This window comes from Methylocystis sp. SC2, from assembly GCF_000304315.1.
Classification (GTDB): domain Bacteria; phylum Pseudomonadota; class Alphaproteobacteria; order Rhizobiales; family Beijerinckiaceae; genus Methylocystis.
Map to the genome: position 1 here is coordinate 256,459 of NC_018485.1, position 26,925 is coordinate 283,383.

25 protein-coding genes are annotated in these 26,925 nt (G+C 63.9%); 15 read left to right on the top strand and 10 right to left on the bottom strand.

What is annotated here, in order from left to right; translation table 11 throughout:
- Positions 1-27: 27 nt before the first annotated feature.
- From dnaE to lipA, 3 genes are all read left to right on the top strand, one after another.
- Positions 28-3,489, top strand: coding sequence for a DNA polymerase III subunit alpha (dnaE, locus tag BN69_RS01145; RefSeq protein ID WP_014889699.1), 3,462 nt, complete (start codon positions 28-30; stop codon positions 3,487-3,489).
- A gap of 215 nt (positions 3,490-3,704) precedes the next feature.
- Complete coding sequence (locus BN69_RS01150; RefSeq protein ID WP_041926744.1) at positions 3,705-4,037, top strand: hypothetical protein; 333 nt, start codon at positions 3,705-3,707, stop codon at positions 4,035-4,037.
- Positions 4,038-4,073: 36 nt separating this feature from the next.
- Positions 4,074-5,054, top strand: coding sequence for a lipoyl synthase (gene lipA, locus BN69_RS01155; RefSeq protein ID WP_041926745.1), 981 nt, complete (start codon positions 4,074-4,076; stop codon positions 5,052-5,054).
- Between the two features lie 225 nt (positions 5,055-5,279).
- Here the strand turns inward: lipA and BN69_RS01160 are convergent, their stop codons facing one another.
- Positions 5,280-5,774 (bottom strand): hypothetical protein, encoded by a 495-nt coding sequence (locus BN69_RS01160; RefSeq protein ID WP_014889702.1) that lies wholly within the window; start codon positions 5,772-5,774, stop codon positions 5,280-5,282.
- 130 nt (positions 5,775-5,904) lie between these two features.
- Between BN69_RS01160 and BN69_RS01165 the strand changes: the two genes are divergently transcribed.
- Positions 5,905-6,375 (top strand): type II toxin-antitoxin system RatA family toxin, encoded by a 471-nt coding sequence (locus tag BN69_RS01165; protein WP_041927079.1) that lies wholly within the window; start codon positions 5,905-5,907, stop codon positions 6,373-6,375.
- On the opposite strand, the gene BN69_RS01170 is transcribed toward BN69_RS01165, so the two are convergent.
- From BN69_RS01170 to BN69_RS01180, 3 genes are all read right to left on the bottom strand, one after another.
- Positions 6,360-6,869 (bottom strand): CinA family protein, encoded by a 510-nt coding sequence (locus tag BN69_RS01170; RefSeq protein ID WP_041926746.1) that lies wholly within the window; start codon positions 6,867-6,869, stop codon positions 6,360-6,362. The two genes, BN69_RS01165 and BN69_RS01170, sit on opposite strands and share 16 nt — an antisense overlap.
- A 183-nt stretch (positions 6,870-7,052) precedes the next feature.
- A complete protein-coding gene (gene arfB / locus BN69_RS01175) occupies positions 7,053-7,478 on the bottom strand; it encodes an alternative ribosome rescue aminoacyl-tRNA hydrolase ArfB (protein ID WP_014889704.1) in 426 nt (141 codons plus the stop codon).
- 261 nt (positions 7,479-7,739) lie between these two features.
- Positions 7,740-8,948, bottom strand: a complete 1,209-nt coding sequence (locus tag BN69_RS01180) for a bifunctional 2-C-methyl-D-erythritol 4-phosphate cytidylyltransferase/2-C-methyl-D-erythritol 2,4-cyclodiphosphate synthase (protein ID WP_014889705.1) — start codon at positions 8,946-8,948, stop codon at positions 7,740-7,742.
- Positions 8,949-9,048: 100 nt separating this feature from the next.
- Here BN69_RS01180 and dusB point away from each other — a divergent pair, with 100 nt between their 5' ends.
- The 7 genes from dusB to hflX all read left to right on the top strand — a co-directional run bounded on the left by dusB (position 9,049) and on the right by hflX (position 18,353).
- Positions 9,049-10,110 (top strand): tRNA dihydrouridine synthase DusB, encoded by a 1,062-nt coding sequence (gene dusB, locus BN69_RS01185; RefSeq protein ID WP_014889706.1) that lies wholly within the window; start codon positions 9,049-9,051, stop codon positions 10,108-10,110.
- Positions 10,107-11,279 carry a two-component system sensor histidine kinase NtrB gene (locus BN69_RS01190; RefSeq protein WP_014889707.1) on the top strand — a complete coding sequence of 391 codons (1,173 nt, stop codon included), beginning with the start codon at positions 10,107-10,109 and terminating at the stop codon, positions 11,277-11,279. The genes dusB and BN69_RS01190 overlap by 4 nt, the downstream gene beginning before the upstream one ends.
- Positions 11,280-11,307: 28 nt before the next feature.
- Positions 11,308-12,783, top strand: coding sequence for a nitrogen regulation protein NR(I) (gene ntrC / locus BN69_RS01195; protein ID WP_041926747.1), 1,476 nt, complete (start codon positions 11,308-11,310; stop codon positions 12,781-12,783).
- Positions 12,784-12,838: 55 nt separating this feature from the next.
- Complete coding sequence (locus BN69_RS01200) at positions 12,839-15,127, top strand: sensor histidine kinase NtrY-like (protein ID WP_014889709.1); 2,289 nt, start codon at positions 12,839-12,841, stop codon at positions 15,125-15,127.
- Positions 15,127-16,494 carry a nitrogen assimilation response regulator NtrX gene (gene ntrX, locus BN69_RS01205; RefSeq protein WP_014889710.1) on the top strand — a complete coding sequence of 456 codons (1,368 nt, stop codon included), beginning with the start codon at positions 15,127-15,129 and terminating at the stop codon, positions 16,492-16,494. Before BN69_RS01200 ends, ntrX begins: the two co-directional genes overlap by 1 nt.
- A gap of 229 nt (positions 16,495-16,723) precedes the next feature.
- Entirely contained in the window at positions 16,724-16,987 is a 264-nt protein-coding gene (gene hfq, locus BN69_RS01210; protein WP_014889711.1) for an RNA chaperone Hfq, read from the top strand.
- Between the two features lie 34 nt (positions 16,988-17,021).
- Positions 17,022-18,353, top strand: a complete 1,332-nt coding sequence (gene hflX / locus BN69_RS01215; protein ID WP_014889712.1) for a GTPase HflX — start codon at positions 17,022-17,024, stop codon at positions 18,351-18,353.
- A 73-nt stretch (positions 18,354-18,426) separates the two neighbouring features.
- On the opposite strand, the gene mazG is transcribed toward hflX, so the two are convergent.
- The 4 genes from mazG to BN69_RS01235 all read right to left on the bottom strand — a co-directional run bounded on the left by mazG (position 18,427) and on the right by BN69_RS01235 (position 22,077).
- Positions 18,427-19,248 (bottom strand): nucleoside triphosphate pyrophosphohydrolase, encoded by an 822-nt coding sequence (gene mazG, locus BN69_RS01220; RefSeq protein ID WP_014889713.1) that lies wholly within the window; start codon positions 19,246-19,248, stop codon positions 18,427-18,429.
- 71 nt (positions 19,249-19,319) lie between these two features.
- Entirely contained in the window at positions 19,320-19,985 is a 666-nt protein-coding gene (locus BN69_RS01225; protein WP_014889714.1) for a cold-shock protein, read from the bottom strand.
- A 509-nt stretch (positions 19,986-20,494) separates the two neighbouring features.
- A complete protein-coding gene (locus tag BN69_RS01230; RefSeq protein ID WP_014889715.1) occupies positions 20,495-21,289 on the bottom strand; it encodes an MBL fold metallo-hydrolase in 795 nt (264 codons plus the stop codon).
- Positions 21,286-22,077 carry a TatD family hydrolase gene (locus BN69_RS01235; RefSeq protein WP_014889716.1) on the bottom strand — a complete coding sequence of 264 codons (792 nt, stop codon included), beginning with the start codon at positions 22,075-22,077 and terminating at the stop codon, positions 21,286-21,288. Before BN69_RS01235 ends, BN69_RS01230 begins: the two co-directional genes overlap by 4 nt.
- A 269-nt stretch (positions 22,078-22,346) precedes the next feature.
- Here BN69_RS01235 and BN69_RS01240 point away from each other — a divergent pair, with 269 nt between their 5' ends.
- From BN69_RS01240 to BN69_RS01255, 4 genes are all read left to right on the top strand, one after another.
- Positions 22,347-22,613, top strand: coding sequence for a hypothetical protein (locus tag BN69_RS01240; protein ID WP_014889717.1), 267 nt, complete (start codon positions 22,347-22,349; stop codon positions 22,611-22,613).
- Between the two features lie 23 nt (positions 22,614-22,636).
- On the top strand, positions 22,637-23,752 hold the full coding sequence (locus BN69_RS01245; RefSeq protein ID WP_244435004.1) for a CapA family protein: 1,116 nt from the start codon (positions 22,637-22,639) through the stop codon (positions 23,750-23,752).
- Between the two features lie 86 nt (positions 23,753-23,838).
- Entirely contained in the window at positions 23,839-24,207 is a 369-nt protein-coding gene (locus BN69_RS01250; RefSeq protein WP_014889719.1) for a VOC family protein, read from the top strand.
- Between the two features lie 86 nt (positions 24,208-24,293).
- Positions 24,294-25,406: a trypsin-like serine peptidase gene (locus BN69_RS01255; RefSeq protein ID WP_148276994.1), complete on the top strand. Its 1,113-nt coding sequence runs from the start codon at positions 24,294-24,296 to the stop codon at positions 25,404-25,406.
- Between the two features lie 70 nt (positions 25,407-25,476).
- On the opposite strand, the gene BN69_RS01260 is transcribed toward BN69_RS01255, so the two are convergent.
- Both BN69_RS01260 and BN69_RS01265 read right to left on the bottom strand, forming a co-directional pair.
- Positions 25,477-26,283, bottom strand: a complete 807-nt coding sequence (locus BN69_RS01260) for a class I SAM-dependent methyltransferase (RefSeq protein ID WP_014889721.1) — start codon at positions 26,281-26,283, stop codon at positions 25,477-25,479.
- A gap of 100 nt (positions 26,284-26,383) precedes the next feature.
- Positions 26,384-26,890 carry a hypothetical protein gene (locus tag BN69_RS01265; protein ID WP_148276995.1) on the bottom strand — a complete coding sequence of 169 codons (507 nt, stop codon included), beginning with the start codon at positions 26,888-26,890 and terminating at the stop codon, positions 26,384-26,386.
- Between the last annotated feature and the right edge of the window lie 35 nt (positions 26,891-26,925).

Here is a 26,925-nt window from a genome sequence, read left to right on the forward strand (position 1 = left end):
CCATCCGCGTCCTCGAGGCCTTCGACCATGCCTGCCGCCGAAGCCGGCTTTGCGCATCTTCACGTCCACACCGCCTATTCCCTGCGCGAGGGCGCGCTTTCGCTCGGCAAGCTGATTGATCTCGCGGTGCGCGACCTTCAGCCCGCGCTCGCCGTCACCGACACCAATAATCTTTTCGCGGCCCTGGAGTTTTCCGAGAAGGCCGTCAAGGCCGGCCTCCAGCCGATCGCAGGCGCACAGCTCCGGGTCGATTTTAGCGACGGCAGGGGCGGCGCGGTCGCGGCGCGCGACGACGGTTTCGCCAATATCGTGCTGCTGGCCAAGACCGAGGCCGGCTACCGCAATTTGATGCGGCTCGCCTCCCGCGCCTTTCTCGACACGGAGCAGGGCGACGAGCCGCATCTGACGCTCGAAGCGCTGGCCGCCGACGCCGAGGAGCTGATCGCGCTGACCGGCGGGCCTGACGGCGCATTGGACCGTCCGCTGGCGCAGGGCAGGCCGGAGCAGGCGCGTGCGCGCCTTGCAACGCTCGAGCGTCTCTATGGCGACCGGCTGTATGTCGAGGTCCAGCGCCACAATTTGCGCGCCGAACGCGATGTCGAGCCGCAGCTGCTGGACCTTGCCTATCGTCGCGGCTTGCCGCTCGTGGCGACCAACGAGCCCTATTTCGCGCAGCCCGCCGATTTCGAAGCGCATGACGCGCTGCTCTGCATCGCCGAGGGCGCGGTGACGAGCGTCGACGATCGCAGGCGGGTCTCGCCCGAGCACTACTTCAAGACTCGCGCCCAAATGTGCGCGCTTTTCGCCGATCTCCAAGAGGCGACCGCCAACACGCTGGAGATCGCCCGTCGAGTCAGCTTCCGGCCCCAAACGCGCAAGCCGATCATGCCGCGATTCGTCCAGGAGGCGCGCGATGCGCAGTCTCTCGACGACATCGAGGCGCAGGAGCTGCGCCGGCAAGCGACGGAGGGGCTGGAGCAGCGCCTCGCCGCGCATGGGCCGGCGCCGGGCCGAACGCGGGAAGAATACGCCGCGCGACTCGATTTCGAACTTTCCGTCATCGAGAAGATGCGCTTTCCGGGCTATTTCCTCATCGTCTCCGACTTCATCAAATTCGCCAAATCCCAGGGAATTCCGGTCGGACCGGGACGCGGCTCCGGCGCGGGTTCGCTCGTCGCCTATGCGCTGACCATCACCGATCTGGATCCGGTTCGCTTCGGGCTCTTCTTCGAGCGCTTCCTCAACCCCGAGCGCAATTCGATGCCGGACTTCGACATCGACTTCTGCCAGACGCGGCGCGGCGAGGTGATCGACTACGTCAGACGCCGCTATGGCGCCGACCGGGTGGCGCAGATCATCACCTTCGGCTCCTTCCTGGCGCGCGGCGTTTTGCGCAGCGTCGGTCGCGTGCTCGAAATGCCGCTCGGACAGGTCGACAAGCTCGCCAAGCTCGTGCCGCAGAATCCGGCGAAGCCCGTCACGCTCGCCGAGGCGCTGGCGAGCGAGCAGAAGCTGCGCGAGGCCGTGGAGGAGGACGAGCGCGTCAGGCGGCTCTTTAAAATCGCGGGCTCGCTCGAAGGGCTTTTTTCCAACGCCTCCACCCACGCCGCCGGCGTCGTCATCGGCGACCGGCCGCTGCATGAGGTGACGCCGCTTTACCGCGATCCGAAGTCCGACATGCCGGCGACCCAGTTCAATATGAAGTGGGTCGAGCCGGCGGGATTGATCAAATTCGACTTTCTCGGTCTGAAGACGCTCACCGTGCTCGCAACGGCGAGCAGTCTGGCGCGCCGGCGAGATCCGGCGTTCGATCTCGCCAAAGTGCCGCTCGACGATCCAGCGACCTATGCGCTGCTCGGCCGCGGCGAGACGGTCGGGATATTCCAGCTGGAAAGCGCCGGCATGCGCAAGGCGCTGGTCGAAATGCACGCGGATCGCTTTGAGGACATCATTGCGCTCGTGGCGCTGTATCGCCCGGGACCGATGGCCAATATCCCCACCTATTGCGCGGTGAAGCTCGGCGATGAGGAGGCGGATTATTACCATCCCAAGATCGAGCCCATTCTGAAGGAGACCTTCGGCGTCATCATCTATCAGGAGCAGGTGATGCAGATCGCGCAGGTGCTCTCCGGCTACACGCTGGGCGAAGCCGATATGCTCCGCCGCGCCATGGGCAAAAAAATCAAGTCCGAGATGGACGCCCAGCGCGAGCGCTTCGTCAAAGGCGCCATCGCGCGCGATGTAAAGGCCGACCTCGCTAATTTTATTTTCGACCTCTTGGCGAAATTCGCCGATTATGGCTTCAACAAGAGCCATGCGGCGGCCTATGCGCTGATCGCTTATCAGACTGCTTGGTTCAAGACGCATTATCCGGCGGAATTCCTCGCCGCCTCAATGACCTTCGACAAGAGCCAGACCGACAAGCTCGCCGAGTTCCGCGACGAGGCGCGGCGCATGGGCATCGCGGTCGAGCCGCCCTCGATCAATGAGTCGGGCGTCGACTTCGACGTCGCGCCTGGCGCCGAAGGCAGGCTGGCGATCCGCTACGCATTTTCGGCCCTCAAGGGCGTCGGCGAAGCGCAGGCCGAGTCTCTCGTGCGCTCACGCGGGGCGCGCCAATTTACGAGCCTCGCCGACGTCGCGAGACGGCTGAACCCCCGCGAAGTGAACAAGAAGACGCTGGAGAGCCTTGCGGCCTGCGGCGCCTTCGACGAAATCGAGCCCAATCGCGCCAGGGCTTTCGCCGCGATCGAGGCGATGCTCGCCGCGGCGAATAGGCACGCCGAGGACCGCAAGGCCGGACAAAACGCGCTCTTTGGCGACGCCGAGGCTGCGGACCTCGCGGTTCCAAAGACGCCGCCCTGGCCAGCGTCCGAGACGCTGCGACGTGAATATGAAGCCGCCGGTTTTTTTCTCTCGGGCCATCCGCTCGACGCTTACGCCGGCCTTTTACCCAAGATCCGCGTGTCGCGCTGGAGCGAATTCGCCGCCTCCGTCAAGCGCGGCGCCACCGCCGGCCGGCTCGCCGCCGTCGTTCTGGACAGAACCGAAAGGCGCACCAAGTCCGGGTCCAAGATGGGGATCTTGCAGCTCTCGGACGTCAGCGGACACTATGAGGCGATTCTCTTCCAGGAGGGCCTGATCCAATATCGCGATCTTTTGGAGAAGGGCGCGGCGGTGCTCGTGACTCTATCCGCGGCGGTCGAGGGCGAGGACGTCCGGGCGCGCATCGTTGCTGTCGAACCTTTGGCAGCGGCGGCGGCGCGCGCGCAAAAGGGACTGCGCGTCGTCGTCGGCGACGAGGAGCCGCTCGACGGGATCAGGACTCAGCTCGCCGGCCGTGGCGACGGCGAGGTGTCGATTCTTCTGAAGCGCGACGCGGGACGGGAGGAAATCGAAATCCGCCTACCCGGAAGCTACCCGGTCACTGCGGAAGTCGCCGGCGCGCTGCGCGCCATTCCGGGCGTTCTGGAGGTCGAATATCTATAGGGCGCATCTTAAACTTAAACTATAGGTTTAAGAATTAAATTATTGATTTAATGGTATTAACGCATATTTATCATGAAACCGATGCGCGATTGGGAAGCTGGGCGTCCGCCGCCGGCGCACCTTTCCAGCCCATGCCGGGAACAAAAACGCGTCAAACTCGTTATTGGGCCGTTAGCTCAAATTGCAACCTTTCCTCACCCCGCCGGGAGGCCCTCATGGACGCGTTGCTCTCCGCCGCAGCCGCGATCGTTGGCGCGCCTAACGCGCAGTTCCTCGCCCTTCTGCTCATCGGCGGCCTTGTCGGCTGGAGCGCGACAAAGCTCTGGCATGTTCTGCATGTCGACGTGCGAGCAGGGGCCTTTCTGCTCTCGGCGGTCACGGGGGCATGGCTGGCGGCCGAGTTCGCGGTTCTTGCCGGAGTGGGCCAGCGCTGCGCGGACGCGGTGTTGATCGCCGGCGCGATCGGCGCGGCGCTGTTCTGCGTCGGATGCCGGGCGGCGTTGCCTCACGCCAATAGATCTCCCGAGGACATTGCCGTTCGCCATTGACGTGCCTAGCTTGGTGAGAGAGGAGACTCTCCGCTCTTGACCGTGCTTGACTTCTTGAACGACGACCCCCGAAAGAAACGGGGGGAGCCGCCGCCGCGTCATCCTGAAAAAGCGGGCCGACCCGACGCGCCGATTCTGCGCAAGCCGCCGTGGATCCGCGTCAAGGCGCCGGGTTCGAAGGCCTGGGCGGAAACCAGCGGCCTCTTAAAGGACGCCGGGCTCGCGACCGTATGCCAGGAAGCGTCCTGTCCCAATATCGGCGAATGCTGGGAGAAAAAACACGCCACCTTCATGATCATGGGCGAGATCTGCACGCGCGCCTGCGCCTTCTGCAATGTCGCCACGGGCCTGCCGACGCGGCTTGACCCGACCGAGCCGGGCAGGGTGGCGAAAGCCACAAGCGCTCTCGGCCTGTCGCATGTCGTCGTGACCTCCGTCGATCGCGACGATCTCGATGACGGCGGCGCCGCTCATTTCGCCGAGACCATCGCCGCGATCCGGTCGGCCTGTCCCGAAACGACGATCGAGGTGCTGACGCCCGACTTCCTCAGAAAGCCTGGCGCGCTGGAGCGGGTGGTGGCGGCGGGCCCAGACGTCTTCAACCACAATCTCGAGACCGTGCCGTCGCTCTATGTCACGGTGCGGCCGGGCGCGCGCTATTTCCATTCGCTGCGATTGCTTCAGCGCGCCAAGGAGCTGAACCCGTCGCTTTTCACCAAATCCGGGATCATGGTCGGGCTCGGCGAGAGCCGCCTCGAAGTGATGCAGGCCATGGACGACATGCGCTCGGCCGACATCGACTTCATCACCATCGGCCAATATCTGCAGCCGACGCGCAAGCATCATCCGATCGAGCGCTTCGTGACGCCGGAGGAATTCGAGTCCTATAAGACGCTCGCCTATGCGAAGGGCTTTCTCTACGTCGCCGCCTCGCCGCTCACCCGCTCGTCGCATCATGCGGGGGAGGATTTCGCGAAATTGCGGGCGGCGCGCCAGCGACGGCTCGCGGAACGGTAAACGAGCCGGGCGGACGACGGACATGCGGAATTAAAATGTGGGCGCGGCTTAGGCCCCCACCCCAGCCCTCCCCCGCTTCGCGGGAGAGGGAGTTAGACTCGGGTCCTGCCAACAAACCGTGCACTTGCGTCGCTAGGGTCCCCTCTCCCGCGAAGCGGGGGAGAGACAAGGGGGGGGCTCGTCCTCCGCCGAATTTTGCAATTTTCCCCGCAAAGCGGAGGTAGATTACGCCCCGAGCGCGGTGGAGATTTCCGCCAGCGTCGCGCGTTCGGCGTCGGTGACCTTCACCCCGCCAAAGCCCAGAAAGCCGCCCTCGACGCCCGCTTCCGCCACCAGATTGGCGATATGGTTGAGCCAATCCTTGAACGCCTTCGATTCATTGGGCGCCTTCGAATCGAGGATCGATGCGGTGCGGCGCAACTCGACGAGCGCCCGATCTTTAAACTCGTCCACCTTCGCCCCGTCGACCACGCCCTTCACCCCGTCGCGGGCCGCGGCGCGTCCGTCGGGCGTGAGAAGATCGTCGACGACCGCCTTGATCAGCACGTCGGCGTTCGGATCGGATTTGGCGGTGGCCAAGGCCTTGGCGCTCGCGAAACCCTCCTGCAAGGTGCCGATAAAGCCGCTCGGATCGCCGGCGCTGACGGCGAAGCCGGCCAGCAGCGGCGATTCAAGCAGTTTTTTCCATTCTTCAGCTGTGAAATCGGATTTGTTGGCCATTGTTCCCTCCGTAGAATATCTCAGGAGCCAGCGAGAGCTCGTCGATAGAACTGCGACGTGACGCAATTGTTCCAGCCGCGTGACGGCGCCGACTTTTGCCGCTCTCGTCAATGAACTAGAAGCTTGGCTCATGAAGAGTTTCCGCAACCGTCGCTACGTGCCGCACAGCGCAGGAGAAATGTTTGCGCTGGTGCGCGACGTTGAATCCTATCCGCAATTCGTTCCCCTCTGCGAGGCCGTTCGCATCCGGCGACGGTCGGAGATATCGCCTGGGGTAGAGGTGTCGCTGATCGAGATGCAGGTCGGCTTCAAAGCGATCTGCGAGCGCTATGTGAGCCGCGTCTGCTGCGACTCAAACAAGCTAGACATCAGGGTCGAGTGCGCCGAGGGACCGTTTCGAAAACTCGACAATCGCTGGACGTTCCGCGACGAGCCGGCGGCGAGCGGCGGCGCGCCGCGGTCGATGGTCGATTTCTTCATCGCCTATGAATTCAAGAGCCCGGCGCTTGGCTTTGTGATGGGCGCGATGTTTGATCGCGCGTTCCACAAATATGCGGACGCCTTCGCCGCACGCGCCGACGAGGTTTACGGCCGCCGCTGAGCCGCGTCGACGGCGTCGATCATCATCTCCAGGGCTTGCGTGACCGAGGCGGCGCGGATTTCGGCGCGCGACAGCGGTCCATAGCGCCGCTCGACATGATCGACGCCGCCGCCGCGCCGGGCGCAGGCGAAATGAACGAGCCCCACAGGCTTTTCGAGAGAGCCGCCGCCGGGTCCGGCGACGCCCGTCACCGCGACGGCGACATCTGCCAGCGAGCGGTCGATGGCGCCCAGCGCCATGGCGCGCGCGACCTCGGCGCTGACCGCGCCATGCGCTTTGAGCAATGCGTCCGCGACGCCCAGCATGTCGGATTTCGCGGCGTTGGAGTAGGTGACGAACCCGCGGTCGAATACATCGGACGAGCCTGGGATTTCGGTGAGCGCCGCGGCGACGAGCCCGCCGGTGCAGGATTCGGCGCTCGCAAGACGCAGGGCTTTGGCGCGGGCTCTGTCGAGCAGCAAGTTAGCTTTTACGTATGTCGTATTTTTAGTCATTACGTATCTCGTAATTTCATATGACGTATCTCATAAGAAACTCGGTTGTCATTCCCGACGCGCGCATCGCGCGATCGGGAATCCAGAGCAAACCAGCGTTCCTGGATTGGCTCTGGATTCCCGGTCAGGCCGTCGGCCTGCCGGGAATGACAGGCCCAGCGAACGGTTCAGCCGGAATGCGTATCATAACTCATGCGTCGGCTTGCCGCGCAGCGCCTTCACGTCGCCGCGCTGCTTCTTCCCGTCGAGCCGCCTGATTTTCGAGCCGAGCGTCGGCCGGGTCTTCTTTCGGGGCGGGGGCGGCGGGGCCGCCGCGATGCGGATGAGGTCGATGAGACGAAGGAGCGCATCCGCCCGGTTGCGCTCCTGCGTGCGATGGCGGCGCGCTTCGATGAGGATGACGCCATCCTTCGTCAGACGCCTGCCGGCGAGTCGCGCGAGCCGCGCCTTCACATCATCGGCGAGGCTGGGCGAATTGCGGATGTCGAAGCGCAGCCGCACGGCGGTTTCAACCTTCTGCACATTCTGCCCGCCGGGCCCCGACGCGCGCGCGAATTCCTCCACAATTTCCCATTCGTGGATCGCGATTCTATCAGTCACGCGGATCATGAGAGCCCCGGCTTTGCGAACCGGCCTTATAGCAGGTCATGCGCACAATGGACGCTGCACAGCGATTCGCTCTCCGCGCGATCGGGTAAAGGGTTTCCTCATCCTGAGGAGGCCTCGAAGAGGCCCTCTCGAAGGATGAGGGTGAGGAAAACGATTCGTCGCCCCATTCGCCCTTGGGCTGCCCTCGGTCGTCATTACGACCGCCCGCGGCGCTGCGGGAAGCCATAACGACTGGAAGCAGATGCAGGTTCGATCAGATTTTCACGGCAGCCGCACCGTCGCGATCGCCAGCGCCGCCATGCCTTCCTGCCTTCCAGTAAATCCCAGCCGCTCGGTGGTCGTCGCCTTGATCGCGACGCGGCCGATCTCGACGCCCATCGTCGCCGCGAGGCTTTCGCGAATCCGCTCCCGGTGCGGGCCGATCTTTGGCGCTTCGCAAATGATCGTGGCGTCGACATTGGCGATCGCGCCGCCGCGCGCCCGGACCAGTTCGCAGGCGCGCGCCAGAAAGATCGACGACGCCGCGCCCTTCCATTGCGGATCGGAGGGCGGGAAATGCGCGCCGATGTCGCCCTCGGCGATGGCGCCAAGAATGGCGTCGGTGATGGCGTGGGACAGCACGTCGGCGTCCGAATGGCCGGCGAGGCCATGCGTATGCGGGACCGCGACGCCGCCGAGCCAGACGGAATCGCCCGGCCCGAAGGCGTGGACGTCATAGCCCTGACCCATGCGGATGTCGGGCAGATCGGCGAATGCGGGTTGCTTCAACTGCTCCATGGCGCGGGCGAAGTCCTGTTGCGTCGTGAGTTTGAAATTGGCGGCGTCGCCGTCAAAAATATGCACCTTCAGGCCGGCGGCTTCGGCGATCATGGCGTCGTCGGTATAGTCGCGCCCGCCGACGGCTGCGGCGCGATGGGCTGTCATGATGAGATCGAAGCGAAACGACTGCGGCGTCTGCACGGCGCGGAGCCGCGCGCGATCGGGCGTCGCGACGACGACGCCGTCGCCATCGATCTGCTTTATCGTATCGGCCAGCGGCACGCCGGGGGCCGCTGCGCCATGGATCGCCGCCGCCTCGATCGCGCGCGCGATGAGCGCGGCGTCCGCGAAAGGACGCGCGGCGTCGTGAATCAGCACGATGTCCGGCGCGCCCTCGGCCGCGAGCGCCTCGAGGCCGTTCCTGACGCTTTCCTGCCGGCTCGCGCCGCCGAAGGCCGGCGGCAGAAGCCGCGTCCGATCCGGCGCGGCAAGCTCCGCTATGCTCGCGGCATAATGCGCGAGGTCGTCTTTATGGATGACGACCTTGAGCGCGGCTTGGGGCATGGCCATATGCAGCCCGTGCAGCGTTCGGGCGAGCAGCGTCACGCCGGCGACCGGTCGATATTGTTTTGGCGGGCCGTCGCCCGCCCGCGCGCCGCGGCCTCCGGCGACGACGAGGATGGCGATGGAAGGAGTGTGAGCGGCGCCCATGGCCGCTCTCTGTCGGTTTTCGCCAACGCCGTCAAATGCCGACGGGCCAGAGAAATGCTATATTGCAAGTGCGAAGGGAACTGCTTATGATGTGGGCAAGATGGCTACTGCCAAAAAACTAGGCGTTGGCTTTGCCCCTTCGCCTCTGGGCATTGGCGGGTTCACGCTGGCGGGTCGCGCGCTGCTCGCGCCGATGGCCGGCGTGACCGACCCGACCATGCGCCGCATCGCGTCGCGTCTGGGGGCGTCGGCGACGGTGAGCGAGATGGTGACGGCCGCGGGCGTCGCCCGCGGCGATCGCGAGACGGCGATGCGGCTGGAGCGCGCCGGCGTCGGGCCGCGGGTCATTCAGATCGCGGCGCGCGAGCCGGCGGAAATGGCGGCCGCCGCGCGAAGCGCGGAATCCTCTGGAGCTGACTGGATCGACATCAACATGGGCTGTCCTTGCAAGCGTGTCACCGGAGGCCTCGCGGGCGCCGCGCTGATGCGCGATCTCGACCAGGCGGCGCGGCTGATCTCTGCGGCACGCGAGGCAATATGCGTGCCGCTCAGCGTCAAGATGCGCTTGGGATGGGATGATTCGACCCGAAACGTCGCGGAGCTGGCGCGTCGCGCGGAGGCCGAAGGCGCCGCGATGATCACCGTGCATGGGCGCACGCGCCAGCAGTTTTACGCGGGCCGGGCGGATTGGCGCGCGATCGCGGCGGCGAAAGCGGCCGTGAAAATCCCGGTGGTCGCCAATGGCGATTGCGCCGGCGAAGACGACGCCGTCGAGATGCTCGAACATTCCGGCGCCGATGGAGTCATGGTCGGACGGGCGGCCGTGGGGCAGCCCTGGATCGTCGGCGATATCGCGCATTTTCTGCAGACCGGCGAGCGGCGGGCGCCGCCGACGCTGTCGGAGCGCGCTGACATCGCGCGCGAACACCTCGAAGGTCTGCTGGCGTCGATGGGCGCGTCGGCCGGGCTGAGGCACGCGCGCAAACATCTCGCCGCCTATGTCGATCGCCTCATCGGTCACTTGGCGGACGGCTTGGCGGGACATCCCGCAGCCGACGCGCGTCACGCGCTGCTCACGACCCAGTCTCCTGAAGAGGCGGCGCGGCTGATTGAGCTGATTTTTCTGAAGGCGCAGCCTGCAGAGCAGGGGATTGCGGCATGAGCGTTTCCGACCGCCCGCGACGCAACGGCGCACATTGCGTCGGCTATGAGCCGCTCAAGATCATCAATGACGCCGGCCGATCATGCATGCTTGAGGCTCTGCCCAATGCGATCCTGACCATCGCCCGCGATGGCGTCATCGAGGACGCGAACGCCGCCGCGGAGGCCTTCTTCGAACTCGGCAAGCCTCTGCTCATCGGGCAGTCGCTCGATCGGCTGCTGCCGTTCGGATCGCCGCTCACCGCGCTCATTGAGCAGGTTCGCGAACGTGGCGCGACAATCAATGAATACAAGGTCGATCTCGGCCGGCCCGGCCAGGAGGCCGACCGACGCGTCGACGTTCATCGCGCGCCGCTGCCGGAGGGCGACGGGCTCGTGCTTGTTATGCTGCAGGAGCGAACAATTGCCGATAAAATAGACAGGCAACTGACGCATCGCGGCGCTGTTCGCTCGGTTTCGGGACTGGCCTCGATGCTGGCGCATGAAATCAAGAATCCGCTGTCCGGCATTCGCGGCGCCGCACAACTGCTCGAATCCGCGCTCGGCGATCAGGACCGCGCGCTGACGCGGCTGATTTGCGACGAGACCGATCGGATTGTGCGTCTTGTCGACCGGATGGAGGTTTTTTCCGACGCGCGTCCCTTGCAGCGCGAGCAGGTGAACATCCATTCGGTGCTGGACCATGTGAAGCGCGTGGCGCAGAGCGGCTTCGCCCGCAATGTTCGCTTTGTCGAGAATTACGATCCGTCGCTGCCGCCGGTTTACGCCAATCGCGATCAGCTGGTGCAGGCCTTCCTCAATCTCGTGAAGAACGCGGCGGAAGCCGTCGGCGAAGCCGTCGATGGAGAAATCGAACTCTCGACCGCTTTCCGGCCCGGCGTCAGCCTGCGCGCGCTTGGCGAGAAAAGCCCGATCGGACTGCCGCTCGAATTTTGCGTGCGCGACAATGGCCCAGGCGTTCCGGAAGACATCGCCGCGCATCTTTTTGATCCCTTTGTCACCACCAAGTCGACGGGAACTGGCCTCGGACTTGCACTGGTTGCGAAGATCGTCAACGACCACGGCGGCATCGTGGAGTGCGAGTCGCTCCCGAGGCGCACGACCTTCCGGGTGCTGATGCCAATGTACAGGCCAAAACGGGCCGAGCAACGCGAGGAACGGCGTGCATGACATCTCGCAGAGGCGGGAGAACGAAGTAATGACGCGAGGAGAAATTCTGGTCGCTGACGACGATGCTTCTATACGCACGGTCGTCGCGCAAGCGCTGTCGCGTGCGGGCTATGAAGTGCGCACCACCGGCGCGGCCGCGACCTTGTGGCGATGGGTGCAGTCGGGCGAGGGCGATCTCGTCGTCACCGACGTCGTCATGCCCGACGAGAACGCTTTCGAGCTTCTGCCGCGCATCAAAAAGCTGCGTCCCGAACTCCCGATCATCGTCATGAGCGCGCAAAACACGTTCATGACCGCTATTCGGGCGTCGGAGCGGGGCGCATACGACTATCTGCCCAAGCCTTTCGATCTTAAGGAGCTCGTCGGCATCGTCGGCCGCGCCATGGCCGAGCCCCGCAAACGGCCCGAAGACGACCGCCACGACGAGATCGAGGGCATGCCGCTCGTCGGCCGTTCCCCGGCGATGCAGGAAATCTATCGTTCGCTTGCGCGATTGATGCAGACCGACCTGACGGTGATGATCAATGGCGAGTCGGGAACCGGCAAGGAGCTCGTCGCCCGCGCCCTGCATGATTATGGAAAGCGCAAGAAGGGCCCCTTCGTCGCCGTCAATATGGCGGCGATTCCGCGCGATCTGATCGAAAGCGAACTCTTCGGCCATGAGAAGGGCGCCTTCACCGGCGCCAATCAGCGATCGGCCGGCCGCTTCGAACAGGCCGAGGGCGGCACGCTGTTTCTCGACGAAATCGGCGACATGCCGATGGAGGCGCAGACCAGGCTGCTTCGCGTGCTGCAGCAGGGCGAATATACGACCGTGGGCGGGCGAACGCCGATCAAGACCAATGTCCGGATCATCGCCGCCACCAACAAGGATCTGCGGATCCTCATCCAGCAGGGCCTGTTCCGCGAGGATCTCTACTTCCGCCTCAACGTCGTGCCGCTTCGGCTGCCGCCGCTGCGCGAGCGCGCCGAGGACATACCCGACCTCGTGCATCACTTCTTCAAAGTGGCGGCGAGCGAAGGACTGCCGCAGAAATACATCGACCAGGCCGCGCTCGACCGGATGAAGAAATATCGCTGGCCGGGCAACATCCGCGAGCTCGAAAACCTCATCCGCAGGCTCGCCGCGCTGCACCCGCAGGAAGTCATTTCCGACCAGCTCGTCGAGACCGAGCTCGAACATGAGATTCGCCAGGCCGAACCGGGCGGCGACAAGGGCTCCGCCGCAGCCGCGCCGTCGCAAGAATTGTTTGACGGACAGACGCTTTCCAGCTCCGTCGAGCTTCATCTGGCCAAGCTCTTCCGCGACTACGGGGATCAGCTGCCGCCGCCCGGCCTCTATCACCGGATCATCCGCGAGATCGAAATTCCGCTTGTCTCCGCGGCGCTTGCGGCGACGCGCGGCAATCAGATCAAGGCGGCGGAATTGCTCGGACTGAACCGCAACACGCTGCGCAAGAAGGTGAATGATCTCGACATCCGCCTGATGCGTTCACCGCGATAGCGACTCTTCCGGCCGTTCAATTGCAACCGGCGCGGGCGGAGCCTATACAGGCGGCATGGCCCTGACCGGAGACTCGGCTTCTCCGCTAAAGGCGAAAGGCAGAACGCCGTTTCGCAGCTGGTTCGGCCCGATCATCGTGATCGGCGCCGTCGGCTGCGCTTTGGCTACGTTCCTGGTCGTGGCCGAATTCGGCGCGGTGTCGCCGACAGACGACCGCTTATTGCCATTGCTCATCATCAACGGCGTCTTCGTCGCCGTTCTGCTCGCGATGGTGATCGTCAAGGCCTGGGGCCTCTACCGCGTCTGGCGGCGCGGCGAAGCGGCGGCGCGCCTTCACGTGCGCACGGTCGGCTTTTTCTCGGTCATCGCTTTGATCCCGGCGATTCTGCTTGCCGTGGCGGGCTCGCTGACGCTGGAGCGCGTGCTCAATCCCGCCTTCATGTCGAGCGTCAAGGTCTTCGTCCACAACACGGCGGAAGCCGCGGCGGTGTTCCGCGAGAGTCAGTGCCGGGCGCTGCTGCAGGAGGCGCAGCTCACGGCCTCGGACCTCGACCGCGCGAGCATTCTCTACAACTCGGACCGGCCCTATTTTCACCAGATATTTCAGTCGCGGGCCTATTTCCTGGGCTTCTCGGTCGCGGCTCTGGTGAAATCCAACGGCGAAATTCTCGACCGCGTCGACGTGGCGCAGAACGCCGCCTCCATCATCATCGCCCCGCCGCAATCCGAGTTCGACGACGCGCGGCGCGGGGAGCCGCTGTGCCTTGTTATCGATGACGGCAAGAGCTTCGTCGCTTTGCGCGCGCTCAACGCCTTTCAGGATACTTTCCTTTACGTCACGCGGCCGATCGACCCGATCGCGGTGGAGTTTCCCAAACAGGCTCAAAGCCTGATCAGCAGCTACGACGCCTTCGATTCCTATCGCGCCGCCGTGCAGCGGGCCTTCGTGCTGATGTACGCCTTCCTGACGACGATCATGCTGCTGTCGTCCATCTGGTTCGGGCTGGATTTCGCCGACCGGCTGGTGACGCCGATCCGCGACCTGATCGCCGCAACCGACGAGGTGTCGGCGGGCAATCTCGACGTTCACGTCAACGTCGACAAGCAGCATGGCGATTTGGCGCGGCTCGGCGACGTCTTCAACAATATGACGACCGAGCTCAATCTTCAGCAAAACCGGCTGATCGAGGCCAATCGGATCAATGACGAACGTCGCGAATTCACCGAGGCCGTGCTCTCCGGCGTCCCGGTCGCGGTGATGGGCGTGGATTCGGAAGGCGTCGTCACCATTCTCAACCGCTCAGCCGAGGAACTGTCGCTCGCAGACGCGACGGGGCAGGCGACCGTCGGCGCCTCGGTGGCGTCGGTGTTGCCGGAGATCGTCCCCATCCTGAAGGACGCGGCGGAAGTTTTTCCGCGTGCCGTCCAAAGCCAGATCACCATCAAGCGCGGCGTCGCCGAGCGCACCTTGAATGTGCGAGTCACCTCGGCGCGCGCCGATGCGGGACAACACAACTATGTGGTGACGCTCGACGACATCACCGATCTGGTGATGGCGCAGCGCACCTCCGCCTGGGCGGACGTCGCGCGGCGCATCGCCCACGAAATCAAGAATCCGTTGACGCCGATCCAGCTTTCGGCCGAGCGGCTGCGCCGAAAATACGGCAAGGTCATCCAGGAGGATCGAGACGTTTTCGACCAATGCACGGATACGATCGTGCGCCAGGTCGACGACATCAAGCGCATGGTCGATGAGTTTTCGTCCTTTGCGCGCATGCCGAAGGCGCGCCCGGCGCGCGACGATCTCAATGAATGCATTCGGCAGGTCGCGTTCCTCATGCGCGTCGGCAACGCCGATCTCGACATTGTCGAAGACTTGCCGGAGACGCCCGTCATCGCGCAGTTCGATCGCCGCTTGCTGTCCCAGGCGCTCACCAATATCGTGAAGAACGCCGTCGAAGGCATCGCCGCACGCGAAGAGAAAGACGCTCTGGAAAAGGGACGAGTCGAAATCAAATTGGATGTGCGCGATCGCATGGCGGAAATAGACGTGATCGATAATGGTAAGGGCTTCCCGGCGATGAACCGGCAGCGCTTGCTCGAGCCGTACATGACGACGCGATCGGACGGCACCGGACTGGGCCTGCCGATCGTCGCCAAGATCGTCGAGGATCACGGAGGTCGGTTGGAGCTGCTGGACGCGCCGTCGGGTCGGGGGGCCTGCGTCAGGCTTGTCGTGCCCCTCGCCGCGGAGACGCCCTCGAAAGAGGAGCCACGCGCGGCGGGCGCACATGCGGAAACAGCGCCGGCGCATGCAGGTGAGCCGGGACAGAGCGGGGCATAATGGCCAGTGATATTTTGATTGTCGACGATGAAGCGGACATCAGGGAGCTTGTCGCCGGAATTCTGAGCGACGAAGGGCACGGAGTCCGCACCGCCAAAGACTCCGACGAAGCGCTTGCGGCGATCGCAGCCCGGCGTCCGCATCTGGTTTTTCTCGACATCTGGCTGCAAGGGTCGCGGCTCGACGGCCTCCAGGTGCTCGAACTCGCGCAGAAGCAGCACAAGGGCTTGCCCGTCGTCATGATCTCGGGCCACGGCAATATCGAAACCGCGGTCAGCGCGATCAAGATCGGCGCGTATGACTTCATTGAAAAGCCGTTTAAGGCGGATCGGCTGGTGCTCGTCGCCGAACGGGCGCTCGAGGCCTATCAGCTGCGGCGCGAACTTTCCGCGCTGCGCCAGCGGGCGGGAGCCTTCGACCGCATCGTCGGCGATTCCCCGGCGGCGCATCAGCTGCAGCAGCTCATTGGCCGCGTCGCCCCTGTCAATTCGCGCGTGCTGATCACCGGCGCCCCCGGGACGGGCAAGGAACTCGCCGCCCGCTGCATCCACGAGGCGTCGAGCCGCGCCGGCGGGCCGTTCGTCGTCATCAATTCGGCCACGATCACGCCGGAGAACATGGAAATCGAGCTGTTCGGCCGCGAAGGCGCCGATGGCGAACGCAAGATCGGCGCGCTTGAGGAGGCGCATGGCGGAACGCTGTTCCTTGACGAAATCGCCGACATGCCGAAGGATTCCCAGGCGAAAATTCTGCGCGTGCTGGTCGATCAGACGTTTCAGCGGGTCGGCGGATCGAACAAGGTCGAGGTCGACGTGCGCATCATCTCGTCCTCGGCGCGCGATCTCGCGTCGGCGATCGAAGAGGGCACGCTGCGCGAGGATCTGTTTCATCGCCTCGCGGTGGTGCCGATCCGGATTCCTTCGCTGGCGGAACGGCGCGAGGACATCCCGGCGCTCATCGACTATTTCATGGAGAATATGTCGCTCGCGTCCGGCATGCCGCGCCGACGGATATCGGAAGACGCTCTTGCGGTCCTGCAGTTGCACGACTGGCCCGGCAACATCCGGCAGTTGAGAAATAATGTCGAGCGCCTGATGATTCTCACGTCTGGCGATTCCAGCGCGACGATCACGGCCGAAATGCTTCCGGCCGATGTCGGCGAACTCGTTCCGGCGACTCCCGCCGGCGTGCGCGGCGAAAAACTGATGAGTCTACCGCTCAGAGAGGCGCGGGAAGTTTTCGAGCGCGAATACCTCGTCGCTCAGCTCAATCGCTTCTCCGGGAATATTTCCCGCACCGCGGAGTTCATCGGCATGGAGCGCTCGGCCTTACACCGAAAACTTAAGTCGCTGTCGGTAGAGTCATAGAAACATTAACTTAGGTGAGCTAGTTAAAGCGACGCATTATGCTAGAGGCAAGTGCTCGCGCCGAGTCAAAACCGGACGCCTCCCATAAACTGGCGGCGGAAAGCCTTCGACTTGCGCCTTGCGCTTCGCCATTTGAAAGGTTCTAATGAACACGGCGGCGAAAAAAGAAGAACGATCCCCTGGGGGCGGCGTCATTCCGCTCGGCTCAAAAAACAGAACAGGACAGCCGATGTCGTCAGAGCGTTCGCAAAATCTGCAAGATACATTTTTGAATTTCGTCAGGAAGAATAAAGTCCCGCTCACGATCTTCCTCGTCAATGGCGTCAAGCTCCAGGGAATCGTCACCTGGTTCGATAATTTCTGCCTCTTGCTGCGGCGAGACGGGCATTCTCAGCTCGTCTACAAGCACGCCATCTCGACGATCATGCCCGGACACCCCATACAAATGTTTGAGCCGGGCGAGGACGAGGGCCAGGCCGACAAGCAACGGTAGGCGATTGAAGGCTGACAGCGGAGCAAGCAGCGGGATGACGCCGAACGGCGCCGGGGCCCGCGCATTGGTCATTGGACCCTATCTGGCCCAAGGCGCGGCGCTTTCGCGCGATACGGCTGCGCGTCTCATGGAGGCGGTGGGCCTCGCCGAGGCGATCGACCTCGATGTCGTCGGTCAAGTTCCCGTATCGCTGAACGAGGTTCGACCGGCGACATATCTGGGAAAGGGCAAAGTCGAGGAGATCGGCGAACTCGTCAAGTCGAAGGACGCCGCGCTCGTGAGCATGGACTGCCAGCTCTCGCCGGTGCAGCAGCGCAATCTCGAACGGGCGTGGGACGCCAAGGTCATCGACCGGACCGGGCTCATTCTGGAAATCTTCGGCGAGCGCGCCCGGACCAAGGAAGGCGCGCTGCAGGTGGAGCTCGCGCATCTGGCCTATCAGAAGTCGCGGCTGGTCCGCTCCTGGACCCACCTTGAACGCCAGCGCGGAGGTTTCGGCTTTCTTGGCGGCCCAGGCGAAACGCAGATCGAGACGGACCGTCGCCTGATCGAGGAGCGGATGCGGCGCATCGAGCATGATCTCGACAAGGTGAAGCGCACGCGCGCGCTGCATCGTAAGACGCGGCGCGACATTCCCTATCCGGTGGTCGCGCTCGTCGGCTACACGAACGCCGGAAAGTCGACGCTTTTCAACCGTCTGACCAAGGCCGAGGTGCTCGCGCAGGACATGCTGTTCGCGACCCTCGATCCAACGCTGCGCCAGATCAAACTGCCGCATGGCGCGCGCATCCTGCTCTCCGACACGGTGGGATTCATCTCCGATCTGCCCACCATGCTTGTCTCGGCCTTCCGTGCGACGCTTGAAGAAGTGACGCTCGCCGACGTGGTTCTGCATGTGCGCGACGTCGCGCATGAAGATTGGGAGGCGCAGGCGAAGGACGTCGAGGCGATCCTGAGCGAACTCGGTTTGACAGGCGAAGCCGAGGGGCGCGTTCTGGAAGTTTGGAACAAGATCGACGCGCTCGATCCGGAACGGCTTTCGGCGCTTCAGCACGCCGTGAGCGGGATCGAGCCCCAACGCCGGCCGACGCTCGTATCCGCCTTGACCGGGCAGGGGCTCGACGAGTTGCTGGCAAGGATCGAGTCCGCGCTGGCGGCGGGACGCGTTCGTTTCGAAATGGACCTCGACGTCGCCGACGGCGAGGGGCTCGCCTGGCTTCACGCCCATACCGAAGTGCTCGAACGCGAAGCGCTGCCGGAGGGCGGCGTCCATCTCGTCGTGCGTATCGACCCTGAACGTTCCGAGGGCCTTGCGAGGCGCTTTCCGCAGGCCGAAATCATCCGCGAAGCCGGCGCGGGGCGCTAGATCAGGCTGCATTGGGCGGAATCGCCCAATCCCACTTTTCGGCCGGACCTTTTTCAGACGTTTGAGAGAGCTATCAACGCGGCTTGCGCTCCGCGCCTTTCGCCTCGATCCACAGCGCTTCCATCTCGTCGAGAGACGCTGCTTCGGGCGAACCGCCCATCTCCGCGAGGCGGCGCTCGATATGGTGGAACCGCCGCTCGAATTTCGTGTTGGCGCCGCGCAGCGCCTGCTCGGGATCGACCTTAGCGTGGCGCGCAAGATTGACGACCACGAACAAAAGATCGCCGATCTCCTCTTCGAGCGCCGGCGACGCGTCGACGCCGGGACGCGCGAGTTCCGCGGCCACTTCCTCGGTTTCCTCGCGAATCTTGCCAAGAACCTGCTGCGCGTCGTCCCAATCGAAGCCGACCCCGGAAGCCTTTTGTTGCAGCTTGAGGGCGCGCGTCAGCGCGGGCAGGGCGAGCGGCACGCCGTCGAGCAGGCTCTCCGGCGGCGCGCCCTGCTTGGCCGCCTTCTCGCGCGCTTTGATCGCGCTCCACTGCGTGGTCACGCCGTCGGCGTCGAGCGATCGGCCGTCGCCGAAAACATGCGGATGCCGGCGAATGAGCTTGGCGCAGATCGCGTCGACGACGTCCTTGAAGGCGAAAGCCTCCTGCTCCTGCGCCATCCGCGCATGAAAGACGACCTGCAAGAGGAGATCGCCCAACTCGTCTTGGAGATCGGTTAGATCGCCGCGCTCGACGGCGTCGGCGACTTCATAGGCTTCCTCGATCGTGTAGGGCGCGATCGAGCGGAAATCCTGCTCGAGATCCCAGGGACAGCCGCTGCCCGGCGTGCGCAGCGCCGCCATGATTTCGATCAGCCTGGCGACATCGCCGTGCGGTCGTCCGGACATGAGGTCTCCCCAAAAGAAAAGCGCCGCGGCCCTCAAGGAGGATCGCGGCGCGCGGATCTACGGAGCGAGGCTCAATCCAGGATGATCGACAGCGCTTCTCTGCCCTTCGCCGTGTCGACGACCTGCATCGTGACCGGCTGCCCCTCGGCGAGCCGGTTCACGCCGGACGGACCCAGAATCGAAATATGGACGAAGACGTCCTTGCCGCCGTCGTTCGATTGTACGAAGCCGAAGCCCTTCGTCTCGTCGAACCATTTGACCTTGCCGGAGACCGGAACGGCGGTCGACGGATCGGGCGCCTGGCGACGGGGCCGGGGGCTGTCGAAACCGCCGCCTGCGCGGGGCGGCGGCGGCGGCGCCCGCTCGGCGGCGCCCGCCAAATCGACATCGAGAATGCGCGCCACTTGCTGGCCTTTCACCGAGCTCGTGACCTGCACCTGCAACTTCGCGCCGGGCGGCAGCGTGTCGTAACCCGCCGCCTGAACGGCGCCGATATGGAGGAAGGCGTCGCCGGTGCCGTTGGCAAGCTCGACGAAGCCAAAGCCCTTGTCAGTTTTAAACCACTTCACAATGGCGTCGACTGCTGGCTCGTTCGACATTGGAGGCGGCGCATCGGGAAATCCGCCGCCAAAGGGTGATCGCGGCGCCCGGCTCGTTCGCGGCGAATCATAGCTATACGGGGCGTCGTCATCAAATCCGCGCTTGCGGGGGCCCCGAAAATCTCTACCTTTGCTCATGTCTACCTGCTCGTCTCCGCCAAAAACGGCAAGACCGCTATGCCAACCTTGTGCGCCCAACCGCTCCAGTCGGCGCGTCTCAAAAAACGCGCCCGCCCGGAAACGACGATGATGTGCCTCTTGAATGCCATATAGTCCCGCGCAGCGAGCCTTTTACCAGAGTTTCGCCCCGGAAGGCCAGAGAATTCCGAGGGGTGATCCAAAAATCCAAACAGTCGCCATAGTTTGACAGCTGACGTCCAATTCCCGCGCCGGCGGGAATGTTTGCGTTTGCAGGAGTTTAGACGCGCCGTACGGGCGGATTATGACGCGCCATGCGGTGCGCCCGCGCCGCATTATCAACATAAAGCGTGATCCGAGGAGCCGGGGCTGCGTTCAGTCCAATAAGACGGCGAAATCTCTGGTGAGCAAGAGGCAAGAGCGGACGGCGCCGGCCGGATCCCTGATCCACGATTCGCATAATCCATATTATGGAACCAAGATATATCGCTTTTGGCGACGCCGCGACGTCAGACCTCGATCGCCATTCCGTCGAATGCCGGCGTGACATTTTCCGGCAGCGTTGCGGCCAGCGCGTCGTAATCCAGATCGACGTGCAGATCCGTCAGCACGGCGCGCTTTGGCTTGAAATGCGCGATGAAGTCCAGGGCCTGACCGACCGACAGATGCGTGCCGTGCCGCTGATGGCGCAGCGCGTCGATGATCCAGAGATCCAGCCCTTCGAGATATTGCGCGCTCTCAGGCGGAATCGCGTGAAGATCCGGCGTGTAGGCCACATTGTCGAAGCGGAAGCCGAGCGCGTCCATGTCGCCATGGTCCAGGCGAAACGGCGTGGCGACGATCGCGCCGCCGGGTCCCTCGACCGTCTCGGCGCGCCCCAGATGCAGCCGATGTTCGGTCATCAGCGGCGGATAAAAGCTGCCGGGCGGCGTTTTGAAGATATAGTCGAATTTCGTGGCGAAGGACCGCGACGTCGGCTCGTCCATATAGGCCGGGATTCGCCGTCCGCTCAGAATGACCAAGCCGCGCACATCGTCGACGCCATGGGTGTGGTCGGCGTGGGGATGCGTATAGAAGACCGCGTCGAGCCGCTTGACGTCGGCGTCGATGAGCTGCTCGCGCAGATCGGGTCCCGTGTCGACAAGCACTTGCGTCGCCGCCTCGGCAGGCCCGCGCGCGACGAGAATCGAGCAGCGCCGGCGCCGATTTTTCGGATTGTCCGGATCGCACTTTCCCCAGCCCTGCCCGACGCGCGGCACGCCGCCGGACGAACCGCACCCAAGTATCCTGATTCTCAGGCTCACGCGGCGGCGTCCAGCGGCGGCATTTTGGAAAACAGCCGCAGCGCGTTGTCGGTTGTGGCGATCGCGAGTTCGGCGGCGCTGATTCCCTTGACGTCGGCGAGCACGCGCGCGGTGTCGACGACGAAGGCCGGCTCGTTGCGCTTGCCGCGATGCGGCGCCGGCGCAAGGAAGGGCGCGTCGGTTTCGACCAGCATCCGCTCCAACGGCACGTCGCGGGCGATCTCGCGCAGATAGTCGGCGTTCTTGAACGTCACGACGCCGGAAAAGGAAACATAGAGGCCGAGCTGCAGCGCCGTTTCGGCGAGCGCGCGGCCGCTGGTGAAGCAATGGAGCAGGGCGGGGAAAGCCCCCTTCCCCATTTCGTCCTTAAGAATCGCCGCGCAGTCGTCGTCGGCGTCGCGCGTATGGATGACGAGCGGCAGGCCGGTTTCGCGGGCGGCTTGGACGTGAATCCGGAAGACGCGCTGCGCCACCTCGCGCGGCGCATGATCGTAGTGATAATCGAGTCCGGCTTCGCCCAATCCGACGCATTTTGGATGCTGCGACAGACCGACCAGCGCCTCGACCGTCGGCTCGGCCTCTTCATGCGAATGGTGCGGATGCGTCCCCACCGTGCAAAAGACCTCCGGATAGGCTTCAGCTACGGCCTTCACGCGATCGAAGCGAGAGAGATGCGTCGAGATCGTAATCATCCTGGCGACGCCGCGCGCCTTCGCGCGGGCGATCGTCTCCGGTAGTTCCGGGGCGAAATCGGGAAAGTCGAGGTGACAATGGGTGTCGATGAGCATCAGACTCGGTCAGGAAAGAGCAACAGGGTAGGTCCGACGCGCGTCGTCCTCGGCCGCCGCCGGAAAGTTCGATGACGCGCTTGGGCCAATGCGGCAATATGGCTTGGGCGGCGGAAAACACAAATATTTCGCTTCGGGCTCCTTCGCGGGTAAGGCGCGCAGCGCTATGTTTTCTCGGCGATGCAACGCTCTTTTATCATCGCCGGCGTCATTCGACGCCGTCGCGGGTCAAGCTCGGGCAGGACGTTGCAAGCGCGAGGAGCAAGAACTTGACGCAGTCTTCCGCGCCGGACGGCGGCGGCCGCCCGCTGGCGACGATCAAGGACGTGACGGACGTCCTCGGCGACATCGACGACGCGACGCTGTCGGCGATCATGGATCTGCGGCCGACGATTGCCGACGTCGAGGAGGCGGCCATGTGGATGTCCGGCGATCAAGACGTCTTCGGCGCGGGCGCGCCGCTCAAGGACGTGGCGGGAGAAATCGTCTCACTTGTCGCCGGCGACGACGAGGAGAATTTTCCGCCGACCCTATGAGCGGCGCCGCGCCGCCGAGCGACATGGCGCCAGCCGTCCGGCTCTTCCTGTGCGGCGACGTGATGATCGGCCGGGGCGTCGATCAGATCCTTCCCTCGCCCTGCCCGCCCAAGCTCTATGAGGAATATGTTTCGTCGGCGGAGGAATATGTTCGTTTGGCCGAAGCGGCGTCGGGGCCAATTCCGCGGCGCATCGGTTCTTCCTATATCTGGGGCGACGCGCTTGCCGAGCTTCGCGCGCAAAACCCCGACGCCCGCATCGTCAATCTCGAAACGAGCGTGACGCGCAGCGAGGCGGCCGAACACAAGGCGATCAACTACCGCGTCAGTCCGCAGAACGCCGAATGTCTTCGCGTCGCCGGCGTCGACTGCTGCGCGCTGGCCAACAATCATGTGCTCGATTGGGGGCGGCCTGGCCTCTTGCAAACGCTCGACACGCTTGAGCGTCTGGGCGTCGCTTTCGCCGGCGCGGGACGCGCGATCGACGAAGCGCAGCGGCCGGCGGTCCTCGACATCCCTCGCAAGGGACGGGTCGTCGTCCTGTCCTTCGCCCTGCCCGACAGCGGAACGCCCCTCCATTGGGCGGCGACGCGCGCATCGGCTGGAGTCAATCTGCTGTCCGATCTTTCCTCGCAAAGCGCCGCCCTCGCCTGCGCCTTGGCGAAAAAGGTCGCGCGGCCCGGCGACGTTCTGGTGGTTTCGATCCACTGGGGCGCGAATTGGGGCTATGGCGTTTCGAACGCCCAGAGACAATTCGCGCATCGGCTGATCGAAGACGCCGGCGCTTCCGTCATCCACGGACATTCGTCACATCACGCGAAGGGAGTCGAGGTCCATCGCAACCGGTTGGTTCTTTACGGCTGCGGCGATTTTTTGAACGACTATGAGGGCATCAGCGGCTTCGAAAGCTTTCGCGGCGATTTATCCCTGATGTATTTCGCGGATATCGATGCGAGCGGCGATCTCCTGCAGCTTCGAATGGTTCCGCTGCATATGCGGCGCTTTCGCCTTGAACGGGCGTCGACCGCCGACGCCCAATGGCTTGCGCAAACGCTCGATCGCGAGAGCGCGCCATTCGGCGTTCGCGTCCGGCGCCAACCAGACGGCGCGCTGTCAGCTTCCTGGTCCGGCGGCGAATGAGCGCCGCGACGCTCGTGACGGGGAGGCCGACGCCTCCCATTTTCTCCCCATCTGACATTCGTGAGCACAAAGGCGGAGCTTGATCGATGGCCATCGTTCTCAATCACACCATCGTGCCGGCGCGCGACAAGGAGGCCGCGGCGCGCTGGTTCGCACGGATTTTCGGTCTGCGCTACGACGGCGCCAAGGGCCATTTCGCGCCGGTGAAGGTCAATAGCGAGCTCACCTTGCTGTTCGACAATGACGAGGGCTTCGAGGCCGGCCATTACGCCTTCCACGTCAGCGATAATGAGTTCGATGAGATTTTCCGGCGCGTGAAGGACGAAGGCGTCGTCTTTGGCAGCGCGCCGGGTCGATTCACCGACGGCCAGCTCAACGACTGGAACGGCGGCCGCGGCGTCTATTTCAAAAGCCCCGACGGCCATGTGCTCGAGCTGATGACGCAGCCGCAGTAGGCGTCGTCCTGGCCTGGCGGGGGGCTCGGCGAGTCAGCTACTAGGCAGTGCTCGGTCATTGTTGCGCTGCAAGAAGCGCGCTTCCATTGATCTGGCGACTTTTTTCTGTTCGGCTGAGCTTTGGACCGGATAAGTTCGAACTGGTTTTTGGCAGTGTTGAAATGGACGATTTAGAAAGCTTGAGACTAGCATTAGATCGCGAGCGGCTGAAGTTCGAACGACAGAAGCTTGCAACGGAAGTAAGACATAGGCGACAGGAGTCGAGAAGGCCCAGGCCCGCATTCTGGAAAGATCTCCTGTCGAACCCTCTGGCGTTGGCGATCGTCGGCGGCTTCATCACGCTTATGACGAGTATTGTGTCGTCGACTTACACTTCCTCGCAAAATCGGGAAGCGGAGAAGATGCGTGCAGCCTATGCTCGTGACAGCGCGCGCGACAGCCTAGCTGCGGACCTTATCAAGAAATTTGTCGAGGGCCCCTCCCGAGAAGCTGTGCGGGAAAACCTCAAATTTTTGGTCGACGCCGGACTGGTCCCGACCTACGCAAACGAAATCAGAGCGTATCTCCAAGCTAATCCAGATGCCGCGCCTCAAGTCGCCTTCCGAGGAGGCATTACTGGCGTAGACGACGCTGTTCCGGTTGAAAGACTTTCAAAGTCCGACCCGATGGCAACACTCGCGCAAAGCGTCGGTCGTCTCGCGAGCGCCAATGGGCAGGAACTGTGTACTGCTTTCCTCGTCGCACCCAGAGTGATCGCCGCAGCGGGCCACTGCATCTTAAACTCGCAAGAAAAGACGATGAAATTTCTGATCGGCGGGAGGGAGATCAACGCGATGGTGGTTTCGAGAGAATTCACCACCTTAGGAAAAAAGAATTATGCGGTTCTCAACCTAACCGACGCTCCATCGCTTCCGTTTCTCAAGTTGGCGAAACGGGCGCCATCCATGGGCGAGCATCTCTCAATCCTCATGTTCCGCGGCTCCGCGAAACAGCTTGCGGTCCGTTCAGATGACTGTCGTGTGTCTGCTATCGAATCAGAAACATTTGTCCATGGTTGTGATACCGGACCGGGATCGTCGGGAGCTCCGATCATTTCGGAAATGGGGGAGGTCATCGGTGTGCACAACGGACGCAAAAATCAAGGTGCAAGCGACGCGGGCGGATGGGCGACGAGAGCCGACGCTCTGCCCATCTATTGACTAGGCGCTTCAAGAACCCGCACTGCCATGTTTTAGGACGGATGACGCAGCCACAGTAGCGCGCGCCGCCCTAGGCCGCTCGGGCCTCGTAAAAAATCGCCTGCATCGGCAGGCGCATGGGGGTCTCGCCGAGTTCTTGCGCGAGCCGCTCGGTCAGCGCCTCGACAAGCGATTCGGGGCGCGCGCCGCCGCGCTCGCGGAGCTGTTCGAAGAGCGGACTGCCGAAGACGAATCCCCTCGCAAAAGTCGCCGGGTCTGTGACCTCTGCGACGCGCGCCTTTACGGAAATGACGATGTCCGTGAAGCCGGCGTCGATCAGCGATTCCTTGATGGGATCGATCTCGGCGCAGGAAAAAGCCAGAAACTGCGGCGGATCGCCGGGAAAAAATCGTTCGATCACCTCGAGCCCCAGGCGAGGGAAAGGATTGTGGCGCGGCGCATCCCAGACGCTAAAGAAATATTCGCCGCCCGGCCGCAGAGTCCGTCGCGCCTCACGATGCGCGCGGTCCTTATCGGGAAAGAACATCAGCCCGAACTGACAGACGATCGCGTCGAAGGCGCCGTCGTCAAAAGGCAGGGCCGTCGCGTCGGCCGAACGGAAAATCACTTGCTCCGCAGCGCCGAACTTCGTCTTCGCCACTTCGAGCATCGGCGCATGGAGGTCGGTTGCGGTCAGCTTCGCCTGTGGATCGAGAGAGTCGCGCAGCTTGCGCGTGACGATTCCCGTGCCTGCCGCCATTTCGAGCACGTCCATTGGCGCGCTCGCGGCCGTCCGAGCGGCGACATCGGCGGCGTAATCCGCAAAGAGCACCGGACCGAGGCCACGGTCGTAAAAAATGGGAATGTCGCCGATGAAGCGCGCTGTTTCGCGGTTCACGGCGACATTCCTTCAATCAGCAGAGACGGGCGCCTGCCGCGTGACCCGCCCCTGCTCGTGAGCTGAAACAGGGACTGGGTCACGGGCGACGACTGGCGCTTTACTGCGCAGGCTGTTCGGCCGGCTCCTCGACCGGAGCTGCGGGCTTCGGCTTGGGTTTAGCCTTGGGCTTCGGCTTCGGCTTCGGCTTAACCGGCTGCTCGACCACCGCCTCTGGGGCCGGAGCCGCCTCGGGCATCGCCATGGGCGCGGCTTGCGGCGGCGGCGGCGCTTCGGTCAACGGCGCCGGAGCGGGCGCCGGGGCCGGCGCGCTCTCCATTGGCGCTTCTACGGCCGCCGGCTGCTCAGCCGGAGGCGTTTCGGGCGCCGGCGCGGCCGAGGCGTCAGGCGCAGCCGCGGCGTCGGGTGCAGCCGTGGCGTCCGACTCGGCTGGAGGCGCCGGGGCTTCGCCCGGCGCAGCGTCCTCGGCGGGCGCAGGTTTGAACCGGCCCTCGATCGCGGCTTTCAGATTGGCGACGCCTTCGGTCGGCGCAGCGTAGATGCCGAGGCCAAAACCTATCGCGCCAAAGATAACCGCCGTCAGAATTGTTGAAATGCCACGCGCCATTCCATGGTTTCCTCTGTAAGATAAAGAGCCGCCGA

Bases quoted from the DNA above. Each gene is read 5' to 3' on its own strand.
- BN69_RS01165 (WP_041927079.1), top strand. From the start codon at position 5,905: ATGAAGAGTTTCCGCAACCGTCGCTACGTGCCGCACAGCGCAGGAGAA.
- dusB (WP_014889706.1), top strand. From the start codon at position 9,049: ATGGCTACTGCCAAAAAACTAGGCGTTGGCTTTGCCCCTTCGCCTCTG.
- BN69_RS01150 (WP_041926744.1), top strand. From the start codon at position 3,705: ATGGACGCGTTGCTCTCCGCCGCAGCCGCGATCGTTGGCGCGCCTAAC.
- dnaE (WP_014889699.1), top strand. From the start codon at position 28: ATGCCTGCCGCCGAAGCCGGCTTTGCGCATCTTCACGTCCACACCGCC.
- arfB (WP_014889704.1), bottom strand. From the start codon at position 7,478: ATGATCCGCGTGACTGATAGAATCGCGATCCACGAATGGGAAATTGTG.
- BN69_RS01265 (WP_148276995.1), bottom strand. From the start codon at position 26,890: ATGGCGCGTGGCATTTCAACAATTCTGACGGCGGTTATCTTTGGCGCG.
- BN69_RS01245 (WP_244435004.1), top strand. From the start codon at position 22,637: ATGGCGCCAGCCGTCCGGCTCTTCCTGTGCGGCGACGTGATGATCGGC.
- BN69_RS01180 (WP_014889705.1), bottom strand. From the start codon at position 8,948: ATGGGCGCCGCTCACACTCCTTCCATCGCCATCCTCGTCGTCGCCGGA.
- ntrX (WP_014889710.1), top strand. From the start codon at position 15,127: ATGGCCAGTGATATTTTGATTGTCGACGATGAAGCGGACATCAGGGAG.
- BN69_RS01170 (WP_041926746.1), bottom strand. From the start codon at position 6,869: ATGACTAAAAATACGACATACGTAAAAGCTAACTTGCTGCTCGACAGA.
- mazG (WP_014889713.1), bottom strand. From the start codon at position 19,248: ATGTCCGGACGACCGCACGGCGATGTCGCCAGGCTGATCGAAATCATG.
- BN69_RS01160 (WP_014889702.1), bottom strand. From the start codon at position 5,774: ATGGCCAACAAATCCGATTTCACAGCTGAAGAATGGAAAAAACTGCTT.
- BN69_RS01235 (WP_014889716.1), bottom strand. From the start codon at position 22,077: ATGCTCATCGACACCCATTGTCACCTCGACTTTCCCGATTTCGCCCCG.
- BN69_RS01200 (WP_014889709.1), top strand. From the start codon at position 12,839: ATGGCCCTGACCGGAGACTCGGCTTCTCCGCTAAAGGCGAAAGGCAGA.
- BN69_RS01250 (WP_014889719.1), top strand. From the start codon at position 23,839: ATGGCCATCGTTCTCAATCACACCATCGTGCCGGCGCGCGACAAGGAG.
- hflX (WP_014889712.1), top strand. From the start codon at position 17,022: ATGACGCCGAACGGCGCCGGGGCCCGCGCATTGGTCATTGGACCCTAT.
- BN69_RS01190 (WP_014889707.1), top strand. From the start codon at position 10,107: ATGAGCGTTTCCGACCGCCCGCGACGCAACGGCGCACATTGCGTCGGC.
- BN69_RS01225 (WP_014889714.1), bottom strand. From the start codon at position 19,985: ATGAGCAAAGGTAGAGATTTTCGGGGCCCCCGCAAGCGCGGATTTGAT.
- hfq (WP_014889711.1), top strand. From the start codon at position 16,724: ATGTCGTCAGAGCGTTCGCAAAATCTGCAAGATACATTTTTGAATTTC.
- ntrC (WP_041926747.1), top strand. From the start codon at position 11,308: ATGACGCGAGGAGAAATTCTGGTCGCTGACGACGATGCTTCTATACGC.